The sequence below is a fragment of the Streptomyces sp. NPDC091682 genome, from assembly GCF_044756625.1.
Classification (GTDB): Bacteria; Actinomycetota; Actinomycetes; order Streptomycetales; family Streptomycetaceae; genus Streptomyces.
Genome location: NZ_JBIVTH010000006.1, coordinates 401783 through 420225, shown reverse-complemented (window position 1 = coordinate 420225; position 18443 = coordinate 401783). Strand labels below are relative to the sequence as shown.

The following is an 18443-nucleotide window of genomic DNA, read 5'->3' as shown; positions in this document are numbered from 1 at the left end:
CCGAGCTCCACCCGCACCCGGTCCTCAAACGCCGGACGGGCTGAAATCGCTCGGCCTCGGCCGAGATCCGGCCTCGCCGGCGTGTGGGGCGCGGGGTCCGGGGCGGAGCCCCGCGAAGCCGGGCCGCTGCCGTGTTACGAGGTCAGGCGGGCGAGGGCTTCGGCCATCGGAAGTTCCTCGCGGGTGCCCGACGCACGGCCTTGGAGTTCGACCACCCCGTCGCCGGAGCGGCGGCCCGCCACCAGGATCCACGGCACGCCGATCAGTTCCGCGTCCGTGAGCTTCACGCCGGGCGACAGGCCGGGGCGGTCGTCCAGCAGCACCCGTAGACCCGCCGCGGCCAGTGCCGTCGCCGCCTCCTCCGCCAGTGCGAGCGGCACCGCCTTGCCCGCCGCCACCACGTGGACGTCGGCCGGAGCCACCGCCGCGGGCCAGCACAGGCCGCGCTCGTCCGCCGTCTGCTCGGCGAGCGCCGCCACCGCGCGGGAGACTCCGATGCCGTAGGAGCCCATCGTGACCCGGACCGGCTTGCCCTCGCGGCCGAGGACGTCCAGCCCGAAGGCGTCCGCGTACTTGCGGCCCAGCTGGAAGATGTGCCCGATCTCGATGGCCCGGTCGAGCTTCAGGCCGGCCCCGCAGGACGGACAGGGGTCGCCCGGCTCCACGACCACCACGTCCAGGTACCGGTCGACCTCGAAGTCCCGCCCGCAGACCACGTTGCGGGCGTGCGTGTCCGCGCGGTTGGCCCCCGTCACCCACGACGTGCCGGGCGCGACCCGCGGGTCGGCCAGGTAGCGGACCTTCTCCAGGCCCTGCGGGCCCACGTAGCCGCGTACCAGGTCCGGGCGGCCCTCGAAGTCCTCGGCCGTCACCAGCTCCACGACCGCCGGGGCCAGGTGCTCGCCCAGCTTGCCGAGGTCCACCTCCCGGTCCCCCGGCACGCCCACGGCCGTGATCTCGCCGTCGACCTTGACCAGGAGGTTCTTCAGCGTCGCCGAGGCGGGCACGCCCAGGTGCGCGGCCAGGGTCTCGATCGTCGGGGTGTCCGGGGTGTCCACCTCCTCCACCGCCGGGTGCTCCGTGGTGATGGGGGCCAGGGCGAAGGTCACGGCCTCCGTGTTCGCCGCGTAGTCGCAGGACGGGCAGTCCACGAAGGTGTCCTCCCCCGCTTCGGCCGGGGCCAGGAACTCCTCCGACGCCGATCCGCCCATGGCGCCCGACACGGCGGACACGATCCGGTGGTCCAGGCCGAGCCGCTCGAAGATGCGGACGTACGCCTCGCGGTGGAGCCGGTAGGACTCCTCCAACCCCTCGTCGGACACGTCGAAGGAGTACGAGTCCTTCATCTGGAACTCGCGTCCGCGCAGCACCCCGGACCGGGGCCGCGCCTCGTCGCGGTACTTGGTCTGGATCTGGTACAGCATGACCGGCAGATCCTTGTAGGAGGTGCACTGGTCCTTCACGACGAGGGTGAAGACCTCCTCGTGCGTCGGCCCGAGCAGGTAGTCCGCGCCCCTGCGGTCCTTGAGCCGGAACAGCAGGTCCCCGTACTCCGACCAGCGTCCGCTGACCTCGTACGGCTCCTTCGGCAGCAGGGCCGGGAGCAGCACCTCCTGGGCCCCGATCGCGTCCATCTCCTCGCGGACGACGCGCGAGACGTTGTCCAGGACCCTCTTGCCGAGCGGCAGCCACGTCCAGACCCCGGCCGAGCTGCGCCGGACGTAGCCGGCGCGGACCAGGAGTCGGTGGCTGAGGGTTTCGGCGTCGGCCGGGTCCTCGCGGAGGGTCTTGGCCATGAGGCGGGACATGCGCTGGACGTGTTGCGTAGACATGTCGGGAGATTACCGGGGGCCCGGAGGCCCGCGGTACGGGTTTCAGGGCCTGCTCAGCGGCAGGGTGGCGCCCATGACGGCGTACGGCATGCTCGCGCTCGGGAAGTGGACCTGGCGGGCGAGGTCGTGGTAGCCGAGGGCCCGGTAGAGGCCGCGGGCGGGGCTCTCGGTGTCGATGGCGGAGAGGATCGAGCGGGGCTCGGCGGCGGCGTCGGTGATGCCGGTGATGAGGGTGCGGCCGACGCCGTGGCCCTGGAAGCCGGGGTGGACGTGCAGTTCGGTGATCACGAAGGATCCGTCGAGCCAGTCGTCGTGCCCGCCGGCCCGCAAGTAGGGCTCGACGATGGTGGACCACCAGTGGCTGCGGTCGTTCGGCATCCCGTACACGAATCCGGTGAGGGCGCCGTCCTCGGCGAAGGCCCCGAGGGCACGGGCGCCGCGGCAGGTCATGTGGCGCTGGACGATGTACCGCCGGATGCCGACCTCCTCCTCGCTGAGGCCGAAGGCGACGGCCTGCACGCGCAGCGCCTCGTCCACGCGGGCGGCGAGGTCGAGGGGACCGATGCGGACTCCGGAAGGCAGCATGCGGCGACCTTACTTCGCGGTACGGGGCTGCCGGAATGCCCCGGCCGAGGTCCGTCGCCCGCCGTCCGGATCAGGTGCGGTCGGGTGTCAGAAGAGCACGCTCATGAACGCACCGACCTCGCGGAAGCCCACGCGGCGGTAGGCCGCCCGCGCGGCGGTGTTGAAATCGTTCACGTACAGGCTGACCACGGGAGCCACGTCCCGCAGCGCGTACTCGACGACGGCGGCCATCCCGGTCTCCGAGTGGCCGAGGCCGCGGAACTCGGGGTCCACCCACACGCCCTGGATCTGGCAGGCGCGGGCGGTGGCGGCGCCGATCTCGGCCTTGAAGACGACCTTGCCGTCGTCGACGCGGGCGAAGGAACGGCCGCTGGCGACGAGTTCGGCGACGCGGGCCTGGTAGAGCAGCCCGCCGTCACCGGCCATCGGCGAGATGCCGACCTCCTCGGTGAACATGGCCACGCAGGCGGGCATGATCAGGTCCATCTCGTCCTTGCGGATCCGGCGGACCTGCGGGTCGGGCTCGACGGTGGTGGACGGACGCTCGATGACCATGAGCGGCTGGTGGGAGCGGATCTCGCGGGCCGGGCCCCAGCTGGGCTCCAGGAGCTGCCACAGCAGTCGGGTGGCTTCGGCGGGGCCGACGATGGAGGAGCAGCGGCGGCCGGTACGGCGGGCCCGGTCGGCGAAGGCGCGCACGGCGTCAGGTCCGGCGCAGACGGGGACCAGGTTGGCGCCCGCGTAGCAGAGCGCGCGGAGCTCGCCGTCGGCGTACCAGCCCCACATCTCGCCGCCCAGGCGCCAGGGGTCGAGTCCGGCGACCTGGACCCGGGAGGTGACGAAAGCGTTCTCGACCGGCTCGCGTCCGAGGATTTCCATCGCGGCGTCGAGATCACTGGGCTCAAGGACCCGGGTGGTGGTCTGCGTCAACACTGGGGCCTCACCATGCGCGTCTACTGATCTCCGCACTGTACCCGGCGGGGCCCGGGGATGCCGCGTCCGAGGTCACGAAAGGGCCCCGGACCGCCCCCGAACTGCGGGAACGGTGCCGGGGCCACTGACGGCGGGGGCCCGGGCCGGGCCGGGGAATCAGACGCCGATGGCGACGGTGGGCTCGCCGCTGGTGATGCCGTCGGCCTCCATCTGCGCCGCGATCTTCATGGCCTCTTCGATGAGGGTCTCCACGATCTTCGACTCGGGGACGGTCTTGATGACCTCGCCCTTCACGAAGATCTGGCCCTTGCCGTTGCCGGAGGCGACGCCGAGGTCGGCCTCGCGGGCCTCGCCGGGGCCGTTGACGACGCAGCCCATGACGGCGACGCGCAGCGGGACCTCCATGCCCTCGAGGCCCGCCGTGACCTCCTCGGCCAGCTTGTAGACGTCGACCTGGGCGCGGCCGCAGGACGGGCAGGAGACGATCTCCAGGCGGCGCGGCTTGAGGTTCAGGGACTCCAGGATCTGGATGCCGACCTTGACCTCCTCCGCCGGCGGGGCGGAGAGGGAGACGCGGATGGTGTCGCCGATGCCCTCGGAGAGCAGCGCGCCGAAGGCGACGGCGGACTTGATGGTGCCCTGGAAGGCGGGGCCGGCCTCGGTGACGCCCAGGTGCAGCGGGTAGTCGCAGGCGGCGGCGAGCTGGCGGTAGGCGTTGACCATGACGACCGGGTCGTTGTGCTTGACCGAGATCTTGATGTCGCCGAAGCCGTGCTCCTCGAAGAGGGAGGCCTCCCACAGCGCGGACTCGACCAGCGCCTCGGGGGTGGCCTTGCCGTACTTCTTCAGCAGCCGGGCGTCGAGGGAGCCTGCGTTCACACCGATGCGGATCGGCGTGCGGGTCTCGTTCGCGGCCTTCGCGATCTCCTTGACCTTGTCGTCGAACTGCTTGATGTTGCCCGGGTTCACGCGGACCGCGGCGCAGCCGGCGTCGATCGCGGCGAACACGTACTTCGGCTGGAAGTGGATGTCGGCGATGACCGGGATCTGCGACTTCTTGGCGATCACGGCGAGCGCGTCGGCGTCGTCCTGGGTCGGGCACGCCACCCGGACGATGTCGCAGCCGGAGGCGGTGAGCTCGGCGATCTGCTGGAGCGTCGCCCCGATGTCGGAGGTCCTGGTGGTGGTCATCGACTGCACGGAGATCTGTGAGTCGCCGCCGACGGCGACCTTGCCGACCTGGATCTTGCGGCTGACCCTGCGGTCGGCAAGCTTCGTCGGCACGGCCGGCATTCCGAGAGAGATGGCAGTCATCTGCTGTGCAACCCCAAGGTGTGGATCAAGGTCCCGAGATCGGCGGGCTCCAGGCTTCGAGATTACGCCAACCCGGGGGCGGGCCGTGCATCCGAGGGGGTGTGGCACCCGAACGTAGGGAGCCGGGCACGATCCGTGCCCGGCTCCGGTACGTCTGGGGTACGACCCCCGCAAACTAGGTGATCTTGATCGGGTTGACCACGTCCGCGACCATCACCAGCAGGGTGAAGCAGATGAACAGGCCCGCGACCACGTACGCGACGGGCATCAGCTTCGCCACGTCGAACGGTCCGGGATCGGGACGCCGGAAGATCCGTGCGACGGTGCGCCGGATCGACTCCCACAGGGCGCCGGCGATGTGTCCGCCGTCGAGCGGGAGCAGCGGCAGCATGTTGAACAGGAACAGCGACAGGTTGAAGCCGGCCAGCAGGTTGAGGAAGAAGACCAGCTGGTGTTGGGCGGGGATGTCGAGGGTGAAGATCTCACCGCTGACCCGCGCCGCGCCGACGACGCCCATCGGGCTGTCCTGCTTGCGCTCGGCTCCGTTGAAGGCCGCGTTCCACAGGTCGGGGACCTTGGTCGGGAGTTCGACCAGCGACTGGACGCCGGCCTGCATCATCTCGCCCATGCGGTCGACGGACTGGCCGAAGGACTGCGGGACGTAGCCGGAGGCGGGGGCGAAGCCGAGGAAGCCCGCGGTGACGTACTCGTCCTTGACGTACCGGCCGTTGCCGTCCGTCTTGGCGACCTTGTTCTCGATCAGGTTCGCCTTGAGGTCCACGCGCTGTCCGGCCCGCTCGACCGTGATCGTGGCGGGGCCGACGGTGGCGCGGATGTTCTTCTGCAGGGCGGACCAGTCGCCGACCGATCGGCCGTTGAAGGCGACGATCTTGTCGCCCGCCTTGAGGCCCGCGGCCTTGGCGGGGGCGGCCGGGTCGCCGGGGGCGCACTTGTCGCGCTTGTCGCTCTGCTGGATGACGCAGTCCGAGACGGTGGCGACCGAGGTGGTTTGAGTGTTGAGCCCGAAGGTCATCAGGGTCGTGAGGAAGATCGCCACGGCCAGGATCAGGTTCATGAACGGGCCGGCGAACATCACGATCACGCGCTTCCACGGCTTGCGCGTGTAGAAGAGCCGGCTCTCGTCCCCGGGCTGGAGCTCCTCGTACGCGGCCGAGCGCGCGTCCTCGATCATCGATCGGAACGGCGAGGTGGAGCGTGCGGTGACCTTGCCGTCCTCGCCGGGCGGGAACATCCCGATCATGCGGATGTAGCCGCCCATCGGGATGGCCTTGATCCCGTACTCGGTCTCGCCCTTCCTCCGCGACCAGATGGTCGGACCGAAGCCCACCATGTACTGCGGCACGCGAATGCCGAAGATCTTGGCCGTGGAAAGGTGCCCCAGCTCGTGCCAGGCGATGGAGACCAGCAGGCCGACCGCGAAGACCACGACCCCGAGCACCGTCATCAGTAGTGTCATGCGCGCGCCTCCACGGCGGCCCGAGCCGCCATCTCCCGCGCCCGGGCCCTGGCCCAGGCCTCTGCTTCAAGGACGTCCTGGACCGTCAGGGAGGTTCCCGACTCAGGCGTCCCGTGCTCGTCGACCACGGCAGAGACCGTATCCATGATTGCTGTGAACGGCAGCCGACCTGCCAGGAATGCTTCCACGCACTCCTCGTTGGCCGCATTGAACACGGCCGGGGCGGTGCCGCCGAGGGTGCCCACGTGCCGGGCGAGGCCGACCGACGGGAAGGCCTCGGTGTCCAGCGGGAAGAACTCCCAGGTGGAGGCCTTGGTCCAGTCGAAGGCGGGGGCCGCGTCCGGGATCCGCTCGGGCCAGCCGAGGCCGATGGCGATCGGGCCGCGCATGTCCGGCGGGGTGGCCTGGGCGAGCGTGGAGCCGTCGGTGAACTCCACCATCGAGTGCACGTAGGACTGCGGGTGGACCACGACCTCGATGCGGTCGAAGGGGATGTCGTAGAGCAGGTGCGCCTCGATGACCTCCAGCCCCTTGTTGACCAGGGTCGCGGAGTTGACCGTGATCACCGGGCCCATGGCCCAGGTGGGGTGCGCGAGCGCGTCCTGGACGGTCACGCTCGCGAGCTCTGCGCGGGTGCGGCCTCGGAAGGGCCCGCCGGAGGCGGTCACCACGAGCTTGCGGACGTCGGCCCGGGTGCCGGCGGCGAGCGCCTGGAAGAGCGCCGCGTGCTCGGAGTCCACCGGGATGATCTGGCCGGGCTTCGCCAGGGCCTTGACCAGCGGGCCGCCGACGATCAGCGACTCCTTGTTGGCCAGGGCCAGGGTCCGGCCGGCCCGCAGTGCGGCCAGGGTCGGCGCGAGGCCGATGGAACCGGTGATGCCGTTGAGGACGGTGTGGCACTCGGAGGCGGCAAGCTCGGCCGCGGCGTCCGGACCGGCCAGGATCTCGGGCAGCGGCTCGGACGGCCCGTACTGGGCGCTCAGCGCCTCTTTCAGGGCCGGTACGACGTCCTCGCGGGCGACGGCCACGGTCTTGACCCGCAGCAGCCGGGCCTGCTCGGCCAGCAGTTCCACCCGCCCGCCGGCGGCGGACAGGGCGGTGACCCTGAACCGGTCCGGGTTGCGCAGGGCGAGGTCGATGGCCTGGGTCCCGATGGACCCGGTGGACCCGAGGATGACGATGTCCCGGAGGCCGGCCGCGGGGTCGAAGAGGAGGTGCGGGTCGGCGAGGGGGGCTGGGCGGTCGCTCATGCCCCCATTGTTGCCGCAAGTCATGAGCGGCCGGACACGGAGCCCCCTTCCGTTACCCGGAGCAGCAGGTGCGGGAGGGTTCCGGCGAACTCCGGGAGCGTCCGGGCGACGTTCCACCAAGCCTCGGGGTCCTCGTCGAGGGCCAGGGCCAGGAGCTGGTCGGCCTCGGCGTGGGAGGCGAGGACGGCCGCGGGGCGGTCGTGCCGGTCGGGATGGTCCACGTCACCGAGCCAGTGGTCCTGGTCCAGGGCCCAGCAGGCCGGCAGCTTGTGCCGGATCACGTCACGGCCGGTGAGCAGGCCGCGGTCGATGCAGTCGCGCACCCAGCGGATGTCCTCGTCGACACGGTCCATCGGCACCGCGAGGCTCGTCAGGGCCAGCTCGCGCTCCACGCCCCCGTACGGCTCGACGGCCGTCGGGGCCAGGTGGCGCACCGCGCGCACCAGGTCGGGGCCCGGCGCACCGGCATCGGCCGCCTCGGGCACGGCGGCGTCGGTCAGGGCGGCGACCAGCGCGGGCAGCGGGCCCCGGTAGCCGGGTGCGTGCCTCAGCAGCTCGGCCCACAGGCGGGGATCGTCCCCCAGCGGGCGCAGGGCCCGCAGGACGGCCGTCTGCATGCCGGCCTGTTCGGGCAGGGTCCAGCGCAGGCCGTGGGTGTCGGGGAGGCGGGCGAGCAGCAGGGTGCGGTGCGCGGGGGCGACGTGCGCGACGAGTTCCTCGTGCGTGACCGCTCCCATCCGCACCGCGCGGACGGCGGGCCGGTGCCAGGAGCGCCCGTGCGGCGGCGCCGGGGCGGCCAGGAACGCGAGGACGGTCTCCAGGGGCAGGTTCGCGACGAGCAGCAGGGCCTCGACCGAGCCGGGCGGCAGTGGCTCGCGGAGGTGCTCGGCGAGCAGCGCCTCCGGGTCCGGCCGGTGGCGCAGCGCCAGGACGTCCAGCGGGACCCGCGGCCCGCGCCTGCCGTGCCGGCGCAGCAGGCCCGCCAGTTCGGCCGCGTCGAGCGGCCCCTCGTCGGGGTCCCTGCCGAGTTCGGTGCGGAGCACCGGCAGGAGTTCGGGCGGTGTGCGGCGGTGGGCGTAGCGGGTGGGTCCGGGCAGACCGGGCAGCGGCCGGCCCACGACCCGGGGGTTGCGCGCGATGAAGGTCCGGTCGGCCGCGCCGCCGTGGCGCAGCAGCAGGGTGACGGTCGAGGCCGACAGCCACTCGTCCCGGCACAGGTACTTGCGGGTGGGCTCGTCCAGCCTGCCGATCATGTCGGTGACGATGTCGTCCGGTGCGTGGCGCAGCAGGTGCGCCACGCACCAGGCCAACCGTCGGCTGGTGCGGTCTTCCTCGGCCGTCGGCATCGTTCGTCCGCCTCGCGCTGTGCTCGTACGGGTACCAGTACTCGTACTCATCCTCGTACGTCTGTCCGACGTCCGGCGATGATCGCAGGTCAGCGGATGGGGCGGTGCACGTTTTTCTGTGTTGAGGGTCCGGGTGTCGCGTCCGCGATCCAGGGGCCCTCGCCGGAGGGGTCCAGGACGCCCTCCTCCAGCCAGGCGTAGGTGCCGGACAGGACGCCCGCGACCACCTTGCGGTCGAGGTCGTCGGTGTTGGACCAGAGCCGACCGAAGAGCTCCTCCACGCGCAGCCGGGACTGCTCGCAGAAGGCGTCGGCCAGCTGGTAGGCCTCGCGGCCGTGGGCGCCGGTGGCCCGCAGGTGCTCGGCGCGGACGCAGGCCGCACTCATGGCGAAGAGCTCGGCGCCGATGTCGACGATCCGGCCGAGGAAGCCCTGTTTGGTCTCCATCCGGCCCTGCCAGCGGGACATGGCGTAGAAGGTCGAGCGGGCGAGTTTGCGGGCGCTGCGCTCCACGTAGCGCAGGTGGGTGGAGAGGTCGGGGTGGCCGCCGGGGTGGAAGGCGCGGTAGGTGCCGGGGACCTGGCCGGGGCCGGTGGCGAGCTTGGGCAGCCAGCGGGCGTAGAACCCGGCGGCGCGGGCTCCCGCCTTCGCCTTGTCGCCGAGTGCCTTCTCGGGGTCGATGAGGTCGCCCGCCACCGAGAGGTGGGCGTCGACGGCCTCGCGGGCGATCAGCAGGTGCATGATCTCGGTGGAGCCTTCGAAGATCCGGTTGATGCGCAGGTCGCGGAGCATCTGCTCGGCGGGGACGGCGCGTTCGCCGCGGGCGGCCAGGGACTCGGCGGTCTCGAAGCCGCGCCCGCCGCGGATCTGGACCAGTTCGTCGGCCATCAGGCAGGCCATCTCGGAGCCGTAGAGCTTGGCGAGGGCGGCCTCGATGCGGATGTCGTTGCGGTCCTCGTCGGCCATCTGGGAGGCGAGGTCGACCACCGCTTCGAGGGCGAAGGTGGTGGCGGCGATGAAGGAGATCTTGGCGCCGACCGCCTCGTGCCGGGCGACCGGCCGGCCCCACTGCTCGCGGACGCCGGACCACTCGCGGGCGATCTTCAGGCACCACTTTCCGGCGCCGACGCACATGGCGGGCAGGGACAGTCGGCCGGTGTTGAGCGTGGTCAGGGCGATCTTGAGTCCGGCGCCCTCGGCACCGATGCGCTGGGCCGCGGGGACCCGTACCCGGTGGAAGCGGGTCACGCCGTTCTCCAGGCCGCGCAGGCCCATGAAGGCGTTGCGGTGCTCGACGGTGATGCCGGGCGAGTCGGCCTCGACGACGAAGGCGGTGATCCCGCCGCGGTGGTGCTCGGACTTCGGGACGCGGGCCATCACGACGAGCAGGTCCGCGACGACCCCGTTGGTCGTCCACAGCTTCACGCCGTCGAGCACGTACGTGTCGTCGCCGTCCGGGACCGCCGTGGTGGCCAGGCGCGCCGGGTCGGACCCCACGTCGGGCTCGGTGAGCAGGAAGGCGCTGATGGCGGTGGTGGCGCAGCGGGGCAGGTAGGCGTCCTTCTGCTCCTGCGTGCCGAACATCTTCAGCGGCTGGGGCACGCCGATCGACTGGTGGGCGGAGAGCAGGGCCCCGATGGCCGGGCTCACCGAGCCGACGAGGGCCAGCGCCTTGTTGTAGTAGACCTGGGTGAGACCGAGACCGCCGTACTTGGGGTCGATCTTCATGCCGAGGGCGCCGAGCTCCTTGAGACCGCGCACGGTCTCGTCGGGGATCTTCGCCTCGCGCTCGATGCGGGCCCCGTCGATGCGGGTCTCGCAGAACTCCCGCAGCCGGGCCAGGAAGGCCTCGCCCCGCCGGACGTCCTCGTCGGCGGGGAGCGGATGGGGGTGGATCAGGTCGAGCCGGAAGCGTCCGAGGAACAGTTCCTTGGCGAAACTGGGTTTGCGCCAATCCTGTTCCCGGGCCGCCTCCGCGACCTGCCGTGCCTCGCGCTCGGTCACCTTGGGCTGTGTTGCGGACATGAGGGGACTCACCTCGCCGCCGGAGTCGGTGGTACCGGCCTACTGGCCGGTGCTACCTGTGAGTCGTACCCTCTCCGGCCCGCCGGGAAAAGCCGGAGCCGTCCGAGCGGGGGAAATCCGGCCCGCCCGCCCGGCTACGCCCGGGCGGGTGAGCCGAGGGGGCGCGCCGGCGAAGGACGGCGCGCCCCCGCAGGAACCGCGAGGAACGAGCGATTCCGAGGACGCACGACGCCCTGGAGCCGGCAGGGGCGCCCCGGAGGCGAACCGAGCCCCGAAGAAAAAGGGGACGGCCGGAGCCCCCGCACAGTGGGCTCCGGCCGTCGGCTTTTGGGCCGTACGAAATCAGATGTCGAGGCCGGTCAGGACCAGGACCCGCTCGTACGTGTAGTCGTCCATCGCGTAGCGGACGCCCTCGCGGCCCACACCGGACTGCTTGACGCCGCCGTACGGCATCTGGTCGGCGCGGTAGGACGGCGCGTCGCCGATGATCACGCCGCCGACCTCGAGCTCGCGGTGGGCGCGGAACGCGGTCTGGACGTTGCGGGTGAAGACGCCGGTCTGCAGACCGAACTTCGAGTCGTTGACGGCGGCGAAGGCCTCGTCGGTGTTCTCGACCTTCTTCAGCGTCAGGACCGGCCCGAAGACCTCCTCGGTGGCGAGCTTGACGCCGTCCGGCACGTGGGCCAGGACGGTGGGCTCGTACGAGGCACCCGCGCGCTTGCCGCCGGTGAGCAGCTTGGCTCCGCCGGCCACGGCCTCGTCGACCCAGGATTCGACGCGCTGGGCGGCGGCCTCGGAGACGAGAGGGCCGACGTCGGTGGCGGAGTCGGACGGGTCGCCGGTGACCTGGGCCTGGACCTTCTCGACGACCTTCTCGACGAGGCGGTCGTAGACGGAGGCGTCGGCAATCACGCGCTGCACGGAGATGCAGGACTGGCCGGCCTGGTAGTTCGAGAAGGTCGCGATGCGGGTCGCGGCCCAGTCGAGGTCGGCCTCGGAGGACCAGTCGTCCAGGACGACGGCCGCGGCGTTGCCGCCGAGCTCGAGGGTGCAGTGCTTGTGGGGCACCGACTGCTGGATGGCGTAGCCGACGGTGTCGGAGCCGGTGAAGGAGATGACGGGCAGGCGCTCGTCCTTCACCAGGGCCGGCATCTTGTCGTTGGCGACGGGCAGGACCGACCAGGAGCCGGCCGGGAGGTCGGTCTCGGCGAGCAGCTCGCCCAGGATCAGCCCGGACAGGGGCGTGGCCGGGGCGGGCTTGAGGATGATCGGCGCGCCGACGGCGATGGCCGGGGCCACCTTGTGGGCGCACAGGTTCAGCGGGAAGTTGAACGGGGCGATGCCGAGGACCGGGCCCTTGACGAAGCGGCGGGTCAGGGCGAGACGGCCGACGCCACCGGCGTCGGTGTCGAGGCGCTGGGCCTCTCCACCGTTGAAGCGGCGGGCCTCTTCGGCGGCGAAGCGGAACACGGACACCGCACGGCCGACCTCACCGCGGGCCCACTTGACGGGCTTGCCGTTCTCGGCGGAGATCAGCTGGGCGATCTCCTCGGTGCGCTCGGCGAGCCGCTTGGACACGTGGTCCAGGGCCGCGGCCCGTACGTGGGCGGGGGTCGCGGAGAACTCCGCCGTCACGGCGTACGCCGCGGCCACGGCCTCTTCGGCCTGCTCGTCGGTGGGTACGCTGACGGCAGCGACCAGGCGGCCGTCCCACGGGGAGTGGACGTCGAAGCTGTCCTCGCCGGTGGCCTGGCGGCCGGCGAGCCAGAAGGCGTGGGTGGAAGTCATGCGAATCCCGGCCCTTCGGAAGTGTGCGGTGGGTCCTGACCCCTCCACCGTAGAACTCCGTCGACGTTTCGGCGTTTGTCCCTGATGGAGCGGCGGGTCGTCGCGCTTCGCCGCTTTGTCACTGTCCGGCCCGCCGGGTGCGCGCTCCTGCCCAGGCCTAGGCCGGGGCCGAGGTCGAGGTCGCCTTGAGGGCGAGCCACAGTTCCATGCGGACGTCCGGGTCCTCCAGGGAGCGGCCGAGGATCTCTTCGACCCGCTTCATCCGGTAGCGCAGGGTGTGCCGGTGGACGCCGAGGTCGGCGGCGGCCGCGTCCCACTGTCCGTGGCGGGAGAGCCAGGCCTGGAGCGAGGCCACCAGGTCGCCGCGCCCGGTCGCGTCGTGCTCCCGCAGGGCGCGCAGGGTGCCGTCCGCGAAGGCCCGTACGGCGTCGTCGGCCAGCAGCGGCAGGACCGAGCCCGCCGCCATGTCCTCGTGCTCCACCATCGGCCGGCCGCGGCGCCGGGCCACGGCCAGGGCCTGGTCGGCCTGCTTGAGGGCGGCTGCCACGCCCCCCGGTCCGGCCGGCGCGGACAGGCCGACCACCAGCTCGTCCGGCTCCGGCCCGGCCGCGTCCCGGCCGCGCCGCGCCTCCAGTGCCTCCGCGTGGTCCGCGCACGCCTGTACGGCCGAGCCGCCGTCGGAGGCCAGGACCACGAGCCGGCCCGCCTCCGGGACGACGAGCAGCGCCTCCCCGGTCCGTGCCGCCGCCGACTCCACCGTGTCGGACAGCAGCGCCAGGCCTTCCGGCTGCGCGGTCCCCGGCAGGGCCGGCTCGGCCACGATGAGCCGGAACGGTGACTCCAGCAGGGCCCCGTACAGGTCGCCGGCCACGGACCGCGCGTGGTCCGCCTCGCCCGCGAGCAGCATCCGCAGCACTGCCGCCCCCAGCCGGGACTCGGCGTCGTGCAGCGAGCGCGAGCGCTCGGTGGTGAGGGTGAGCAGCGCGACCGCGGAGTGGACGGCATACCGCTCGGCCGTGCCCAGCGGGGCCGCTGTGCCGACGGCGAGCGCACCGCGCGCCCGTCGGCCCGTGCCCAGGGACTGAAGTTCCACGCGGTCCTCGGAGCCGCCGACCACGGCGCTCGCGGGGGCCGGGCGTTCCCGCAGCCGTTCCACGTCGGGGGTGAGCCGGGCGGCGCGGCGCGCGGCCCAGTCGGGGGCGGCCGCGACGACGGCGCCCGAGGTGTCGTACAGCGCGGCCCAGCCGTGCACGTGCGCGGCCAGCTTCACGAGCAGCTCCGTGGGGCCGTCGACGGAGAGCGCGGCGCGCGTCAGCTCCCGCTGGGCCTCGAAGCCGGCGGTGACGGCCCGGTACTGGTCCGCCGCGAGGGCAGCGGAGACCGCCTTGCTGATCGCCAGGAAGGGGGTCCGCCGGGGCACCTCCAGCAGCGGCATGTCCTCGGTCCGTGCGGCCTCGACCAGCGCCTCGGGGATCTCCTCGTAGTTGACGCCGATCGCGAAGCCGATGCCGACGACCCCGGCCGCGGCGAGGCGGCGCACGTAGGCGCGCATCTCCTCCGGGTCCCCCGCGTCCAGCTTCATCGCGGTGATCAGGAGCAGTTCCCCGCCCTCCATGTAGGGGACGGGGTCGGCGAGCTCACTGACGTGGGCCCAGCGCACCGGAGTGTCGAGGCGCCCCTCCCCGGCCCGGACGCTGAGCTTGAGCGCCGAGTGCTGGACGAGTGAGGCGAGGGTGAGCGGCATCGGGTACCAGTGGCCTTAGCGGGAGGGGGCGAGGGGGAGGGCCAGCGAGCAGACCGCCCGACCGCCCACGGCTTTCGCCGTGTCGTAGGAACGACTCCCCTCGATTCTGCCACCTCGTACGGGTCGGGGTGCGGGTCAGGACGTTCCGGCCAGGCGGACCAGCAGCGGAACTGCTCGCTCCCCGCGCACCGAGGTCAGCGACAGCACCGCGTGCCCCGGCGGCACGGCGTGCGCCAGGTCCGAAGCGGACCACCTTTCCCGCTCCACCTGGCGCACGGTCACCGCGTCCGTGGTGACCGCCTTGCCGGTGACGAGCTTGCGGAAGGAGTGCATCAGGCGGGTGAGCGGCTGGTCGGCGAAGACGGTGCGGTGGGTGACGTCCCGCGTTTCCACCCACTCGGTGCCCCAGGTCTCGGCGAACCGCTTGCCGTCCCAGGTGGCGACTCCGGAGAAGGCCATCCGGCAGCCGACCGCCCCGAGCAGGGGTGTCCGGAGCGCTTCCGGTACATCGTCCAGCGTGCGCAGCGTGAGCAGGACGCCCGCATGCGCCGAGCGCAGCCGCTGGACGCCCCGCACGGTCTCGGCGGTCAGGGTGTGGGAGGCGTCGTCGAAGGCGAGGAAGGCGAAGAGGGAGCGGTCGGTGCGGGCGGCCGCGGCGGCGTTGAACTGGGCGAGCAGCAGCCGGGCCAGCATCCGGGAGGCGTCGGCGTGCCCGCGCTCGGGCAGGTCCACGCGGACACGGACCGGGTGCTCCAAGGCGCGCAGCGAGAACGGCCGGCCCTGGCCGGTGGTGTCGAAGAAGCCGGCGAAGGTGGGCCGGTCCAGCAGGGCCACCCGGTCGGCGAGGGCGGGGCCGGGGTCCGCGGGGGCGCCGTGCTGGCGGGTCCGGGCGTCGAGTTCGCGCAGCATGGCGTGCTGTCCGGCGAGGTCGCGGCGCAACGCGTCGAAGGCGGTGGGGACCTGGTCGAGCAGCTCGCGCAGTTCGGGCACGGTCGGGAAGCGGTCGTACGCCGCCCGGAACGGCCCGAGGAGCTGAGCGAGGGCGGTCGCGGCCCGGCGTACGTCGATCCCGGGGACGTCCCCGACGAAGGCCTCGGCGAGCAGGGTGGCGGCCTCGTCGGGGTCGGTGGCGCCGCCGTAGAGGTCGAGGTCGTAGACGGAGGCGGGATCGCCCACCCGGACCACGACGTCGAAGGCGTCGTCCGGCCCGAGCTGGGCGCCGGCCGCTCCGACGGCGACGACGGCAGCCTGTCCGGCGAGGGCCTGGAGCGACAGCGACTCGACGACGGGCCGCACCAACCGCCGGGTCTTGCCGGTGCCGGAGGGCCCGACGGCGAGCAGGGAGGTGCCGAGCACGTCGGGGTCGAGGGCGAGGGCGGTACCGCGGCGGGAGTAAGGGTTGCGGACGCCGTCCTCCACGGTGCCCAGCAGCACCTGCCGGGCCAGCAGATCGTGCCGGGCGGTCCGCACGGGCAGGTCCCGCGCCCCGGACGGGTGCACACAGGCCCCAGCGCCCTTGTCGCGCACGGCGTCGGCGAAGGCCTGCATCCGCGAGGGGTCGACGCGCACGGAGTCCCACGCCCGCCGGATCCGGGTGTAGTCCACGTCGTTCATCCGCCCGCCCCCGGCTTCCGCCTCCAGCCGCTCGGCAGCATCCGCCAAGCCGGCGGCCCGCAGCTGGGGCCAGCGCGCGGGGTCGTCGGGGGTGCCCGTCTGGGGGTGGGCGGGGGTGACCGCCGCAGCGGTCGCCAGCGATGCGGAGCGGCCGCGCGGACCCCGCCACCCCGCCAGCCGGAGGAAGAGGTAGACGACGGGTCCGTACAGAAGCACTTTCAAAAGGCCGGCGGCGAGCATGGCCACGCTCCCCATCTCGCCGTAGGGAAGGTGACTGAAGAGCAGGCGGTCTGCGGGCAAGGCGTTCGTCGCGATGAGCATCGCGACGAAGAGGGCTGCGGCTGCCGCGCCTGCGACACGGGCGCCGGGTCCGCGTGCCGCGACGAGCCTCTCGAAGGCCAGGCCCCAGGAGCCCAGCCGGCTGAACCAGAAGACCAGCGCTCCGGTCAGCAGCAGCTCGTAGGCCTGCAGTGCCGCCCGGCCCCGGTGGTCGACGGCTTTGCCGCCAAACTCCCACCAGTCCCGGGGGGTGAAGAGCTTCAACGGGACGTCGACGTGGGGGACGTAGTTGTTGGTCAGCAGGGACCAGAGCAGTACACACGCCAAGAACGAGATGACCGCGCCGATCAGCAACGACCGGTCGGTGGCGGCCTCCGCCTCCTCCCCCTTGCGGGGTTCGTGCCCGAACCGCCAGACGCCTGGTTCTGCGTGCGGCCGCGGGGCACGGGCCCAGTCCGCAATCGTGGGGCCCGCGGCCGGTGCGTGGACCGGCTTCGGAGGGACTGGAGGTAGGGGGACGTGCGGGGGGACTGGGGGTGGGGCGGTCGGCCTGGGCACGTGGCCTCGATGCGTCGCCTGGCCGTCGTGCATGCCGTTGGTGTCCATGAAACCCCTGCCCCCTGCCCGTGCCTGCGCTGCGTCGCTCAATGTAGTTGCCCGGCGTCGGCCGTGGGCCCCTACTGGCTCTCCCGTTCGCCGTGCCGTCCGCAGGACCCGCGCTCGTGTCCTTCCTATGGCCGTCACGGACAAGGACACGCGGTGATCACTACCGAACGGAGCATGCAGGACCCCCGCTCCCGGGCCTAGCCTGCGGACAAAGAGACAAGTGCGTCCGAAAACACCCCCCAGGAGCCCCCTATGACCGCTGTTCCGCAGGAGCGCAAGATCGTCACCGCGATCCCCGGCCCCAAGTCGCAGGAGCTGCAGGCCCGCCGCCTCCAGACCGTGGCCGGTGGCGTGGGCTCCGTGCTGCCCGTCTTCACGGCCCGCGCGGGCGGCGGCATCATCGAGGACGTCGACGGCAACCGCCTGATCGACTTCGGTTCCGGCATCGCCGTGACCTCGGTCGGCGCCTCCGCCGAGGCCGTGGTGCGCCGCGCCTCCGCGCAGCTCGCCGACTTCACCCACACCTGTTTCATGGTCACCCCGTACGAGGGCTACGTCGAGGTCTGCGAGGCCCTCGCCGAGCTGACCCCGGGCACCCACGCCAAGAAGTCGGCCCTGTTCAACTCCGGTGCCGAGGCCGTCGAGAACGCCGTCAAGATCGCCCGTTCGTACACCAAGCGCCAGGCCGTCGTCGTCTTCGACCACGGCTACCACGGCCGTACGAACCTCACCATGGCGCTGACCGCGAAGAACATGCCGTACAAGCAGGGCTTCGGTCCGTTCGCCCCCGAGGTCTACCGCGTCCCGGTCGCCTACGGCTACCGCTGGCCCACCGGTGCCGAGAACTGCGGCCCCGAGGCCGCCGCCCAGGCGATCGACCAGATCACCAAGCAGATCGGCGCCGAGAACGTCGCCGCGATCATCATCGAGCCGGTCCTCGGCGAGGGCGGCTTCATCGAGCCGGCGAAGGGCTTCCTGCCCGCGATCGTGAAGTTCGCCAACGACAACGGCATCGTCTTCGTCGCCGACGAGATCCAGTCCGGCTTCTGCCGCACCGGCCAGTGGTTCGCGTGCGAGGACGAGGGCATCGTCCCGGACCTGATCACCACCGCCAAGGGCATCGCGGGCGGTCTGCCGCTCGCCGCCGTGACCGGCCGCGCCGAGATCATGGACGCCGCGCACGCGGGTGGCCTGGGTGGCACCTACGGCGGTAACCCGGTGGCCTGCGCCGGTGCGCTCGGCTCCATCGAGACCATGAAGGAGCTCGACCTCAACGCCGCGGCGAAGAAGATCGAGTCCGTCATGAAGGCCCGCCTGACGGCCATGCAGGAGAAGTACGACATCATCGGCGACATCCGCGGCCGCGGCGCCATGATCGCGATCGAGCTGGTCAAGGACCCGGTGTCCAAGACCCCGTTCCCGGAGGCGGCCGGCGCGCTCGCCAAGGCCTGCCACGCCGAGGGCCTGCTCGTCCTCACCTGCGGCACCTACGGCAACGTGCTCCGCTTCCTCCCGCCGATCGTCATCGGCGAGGACCTGCTGAACGAGGGCCTGGACCTCATCGAGGCCGCGTTCGCGGCCATCGGCACGGCCATCTGATCGAACGGCTAGAACGTTCGCACGCAGCGACCGGCCCCTACCGGTGGTAACG

The 18443-nt window shown here is 72.2% G+C and carries 12 protein-coding genes; 1 reads left to right on the top strand and 11 read right to left on the bottom strand.

The features are described 5' to 3' along the window. Positions 1 to 134: 134 nt before the first annotated feature. The 11 genes from ACIQK6_RS17225 to ACIQK6_RS17175 all read right to left on the bottom strand — a co-directional run bounded on the left by ACIQK6_RS17225 (position 135) and on the right by ACIQK6_RS17175 (position 16792). Positions 135 to 1832 (bottom strand): proline--tRNA ligase, encoded by a 1698-nt coding sequence (locus ACIQK6_RS17225; RefSeq protein WP_329098781.1) that lies wholly within the window; start codon positions 1830 to 1832, stop codon positions 135 to 137. 42 nt (positions 1833 to 1874) lie between these two features. Then, positions 1875 to 2417, bottom strand: a complete 543-nt coding sequence (locus ACIQK6_RS17220; protein WP_329098782.1) for a GNAT family N-acetyltransferase — start codon at positions 2415 to 2417, stop codon at positions 1875 to 1877. A gap of 87 nt (positions 2418 to 2504) precedes the next feature. After that, positions 2505 to 3347, bottom strand: coding sequence for a GNAT family N-acetyltransferase (locus tag ACIQK6_RS17215; protein ID WP_329107597.1), 843 nt, complete (start codon positions 3345 to 3347; stop codon positions 2505 to 2507). A 159-nt stretch (positions 3348 to 3506) separates the two neighbouring features. After that, the gene (ispG, locus tag ACIQK6_RS17210; RefSeq protein ID WP_030651122.1) at positions 3507 to 4664 is read right to left on the bottom strand and encodes a flavodoxin-dependent (E)-4-hydroxy-3-methylbut-2-enyl-diphosphate synthase; all 1158 of its coding nucleotides are present in this window, start codon (positions 4662 to 4664) and stop codon (positions 3507 to 3509) included. A 175-nt stretch (positions 4665 to 4839) separates the two neighbouring features. Then, positions 4840 to 6141 (bottom strand): site-2 protease family protein, encoded by a 1302-nt coding sequence (locus ACIQK6_RS17205; protein ID WP_329098783.1) that lies wholly within the window; start codon positions 6139 to 6141, stop codon positions 4840 to 4842. Next, entirely contained in the window at positions 6138 to 7391 is a 1254-nt protein-coding gene (gene dxr, locus ACIQK6_RS17200; RefSeq protein WP_328788498.1) for a 1-deoxy-D-xylulose-5-phosphate reductoisomerase, read from the bottom strand. Before dxr ends, ACIQK6_RS17205 begins: the two co-directional genes overlap by 4 nt. Positions 7392 to 7411: 20 nt before the next feature. Then, complete coding sequence (locus ACIQK6_RS17195; RefSeq protein WP_402695015.1) at positions 7412 to 8737, bottom strand: hypothetical protein; 1326 nt, start codon at positions 8735 to 8737, stop codon at positions 7412 to 7414. An 89-nt stretch (positions 8738 to 8826) separates the two neighbouring features. Continuing rightward, positions 8827 to 10761 carry an acyl-CoA dehydrogenase family protein gene (locus ACIQK6_RS17190; RefSeq protein ID WP_329098785.1) on the bottom strand — a complete coding sequence of 645 codons (1935 nt, stop codon included), beginning with the start codon at positions 10759 to 10761 and terminating at the stop codon, positions 8827 to 8829. 342 nt (positions 10762 to 11103) lie between these two features. Next, positions 11104 to 12549: an aldehyde dehydrogenase family protein gene (locus tag ACIQK6_RS17185; RefSeq protein WP_402695014.1), complete on the bottom strand. Its 1446-nt coding sequence runs from the start codon at positions 12547 to 12549 to the stop codon at positions 11104 to 11106. 157 nt (positions 12550 to 12706) lie between these two features. Further along, complete coding sequence (locus ACIQK6_RS17180) at positions 12707 to 14293, bottom strand: PucR family transcriptional regulator (protein ID WP_329098787.1); 1587 nt, start codon at positions 14291 to 14293, stop codon at positions 12707 to 12709. Positions 14294 to 14428: 135 nt separating this feature from the next. Beyond that, positions 14429 to 16792 (bottom strand): ATP/GTP-binding protein, encoded by a 2364-nt coding sequence (locus ACIQK6_RS17175; RefSeq protein ID WP_402695013.1) that lies wholly within the window; start codon positions 16790 to 16792, stop codon positions 14429 to 14431. Between the two features lie 252 nt (positions 16793 to 17044). Between ACIQK6_RS17175 and gabT the strand changes: the two genes are divergently transcribed. Continuing rightward, on the top strand, positions 17045 to 18391 hold the full coding sequence (gabT, locus tag ACIQK6_RS17170) for a 4-aminobutyrate--2-oxoglutarate transaminase (RefSeq protein WP_030012869.1): 1347 nt from the start codon (positions 17045 to 17047) through the stop codon (positions 18389 to 18391). Positions 18392 to 18443: the final 52 nt, after the last annotated feature.

Excerpts from the sequence above, each read along its gene's own strand:
- ACIQK6_RS17225 (WP_329098781.1), bottom strand. The coding sequence starts at position 1,832 with ATGTCTACGCAACACGTCCAGCGCATGTCCCGCCTCATGGCCAAGACC.
- ACIQK6_RS17220 (WP_329098782.1), bottom strand. The coding sequence starts at position 2,417 with ATGCTGCCTTCCGGAGTCCGCATCGGTCCCCTCGACCTCGCCGCCCGC.
- ispG (WP_030651122.1), bottom strand. The coding sequence starts at position 4,664 with ATGACTGCCATCTCTCTCGGAATGCCGGCCGTGCCGACGAAGCTTGCC.
- ACIQK6_RS17205 (WP_329098783.1), bottom strand. The coding sequence starts at position 6,141 with ATGACACTACTGATGACGGTGCTCGGGGTCGTGGTCTTCGCGGTCGGC.
- dxr (WP_328788498.1), bottom strand. The coding sequence starts at position 7,391 with ATGAGCGACCGCCCAGCCCCCCTCGCCGACCCGCACCTCCTCTTCGAC.
- ACIQK6_RS17195 (WP_402695015.1), bottom strand. The coding sequence starts at position 8,737 with ATGCCGACGGCCGAGGAAGACCGCACCAGCCGACGGTTGGCCTGGTGC.
- ACIQK6_RS17190 (WP_329098785.1), bottom strand. The coding sequence starts at position 10,761 with ATGTCCGCAACACAGCCCAAGGTGACCGAGCGCGAGGCACGGCAGGTC.
- ACIQK6_RS17185 (WP_402695014.1), bottom strand. The coding sequence starts at position 12,549 with ATGACTTCCACCCACGCCTTCTGGCTCGCCGGCCGCCAGGCCACCGGC.
- ACIQK6_RS17180 (WP_329098787.1), bottom strand. The coding sequence starts at position 14,293 with ATGCCGCTCACCCTCGCCTCACTCGTCCAGCACTCGGCGCTCAAGCTC.
- ACIQK6_RS17175 (WP_402695013.1), bottom strand. The coding sequence starts at position 16,792 with ATGGACACCAACGGCATGCACGACGGCCAGGCGACGCATCGAGGCCAC.
- gabT (WP_030012869.1), top strand. The coding sequence starts at position 17,045 with ATGACCGCTGTTCCGCAGGAGCGCAAGATCGTCACCGCGATCCCCGGC.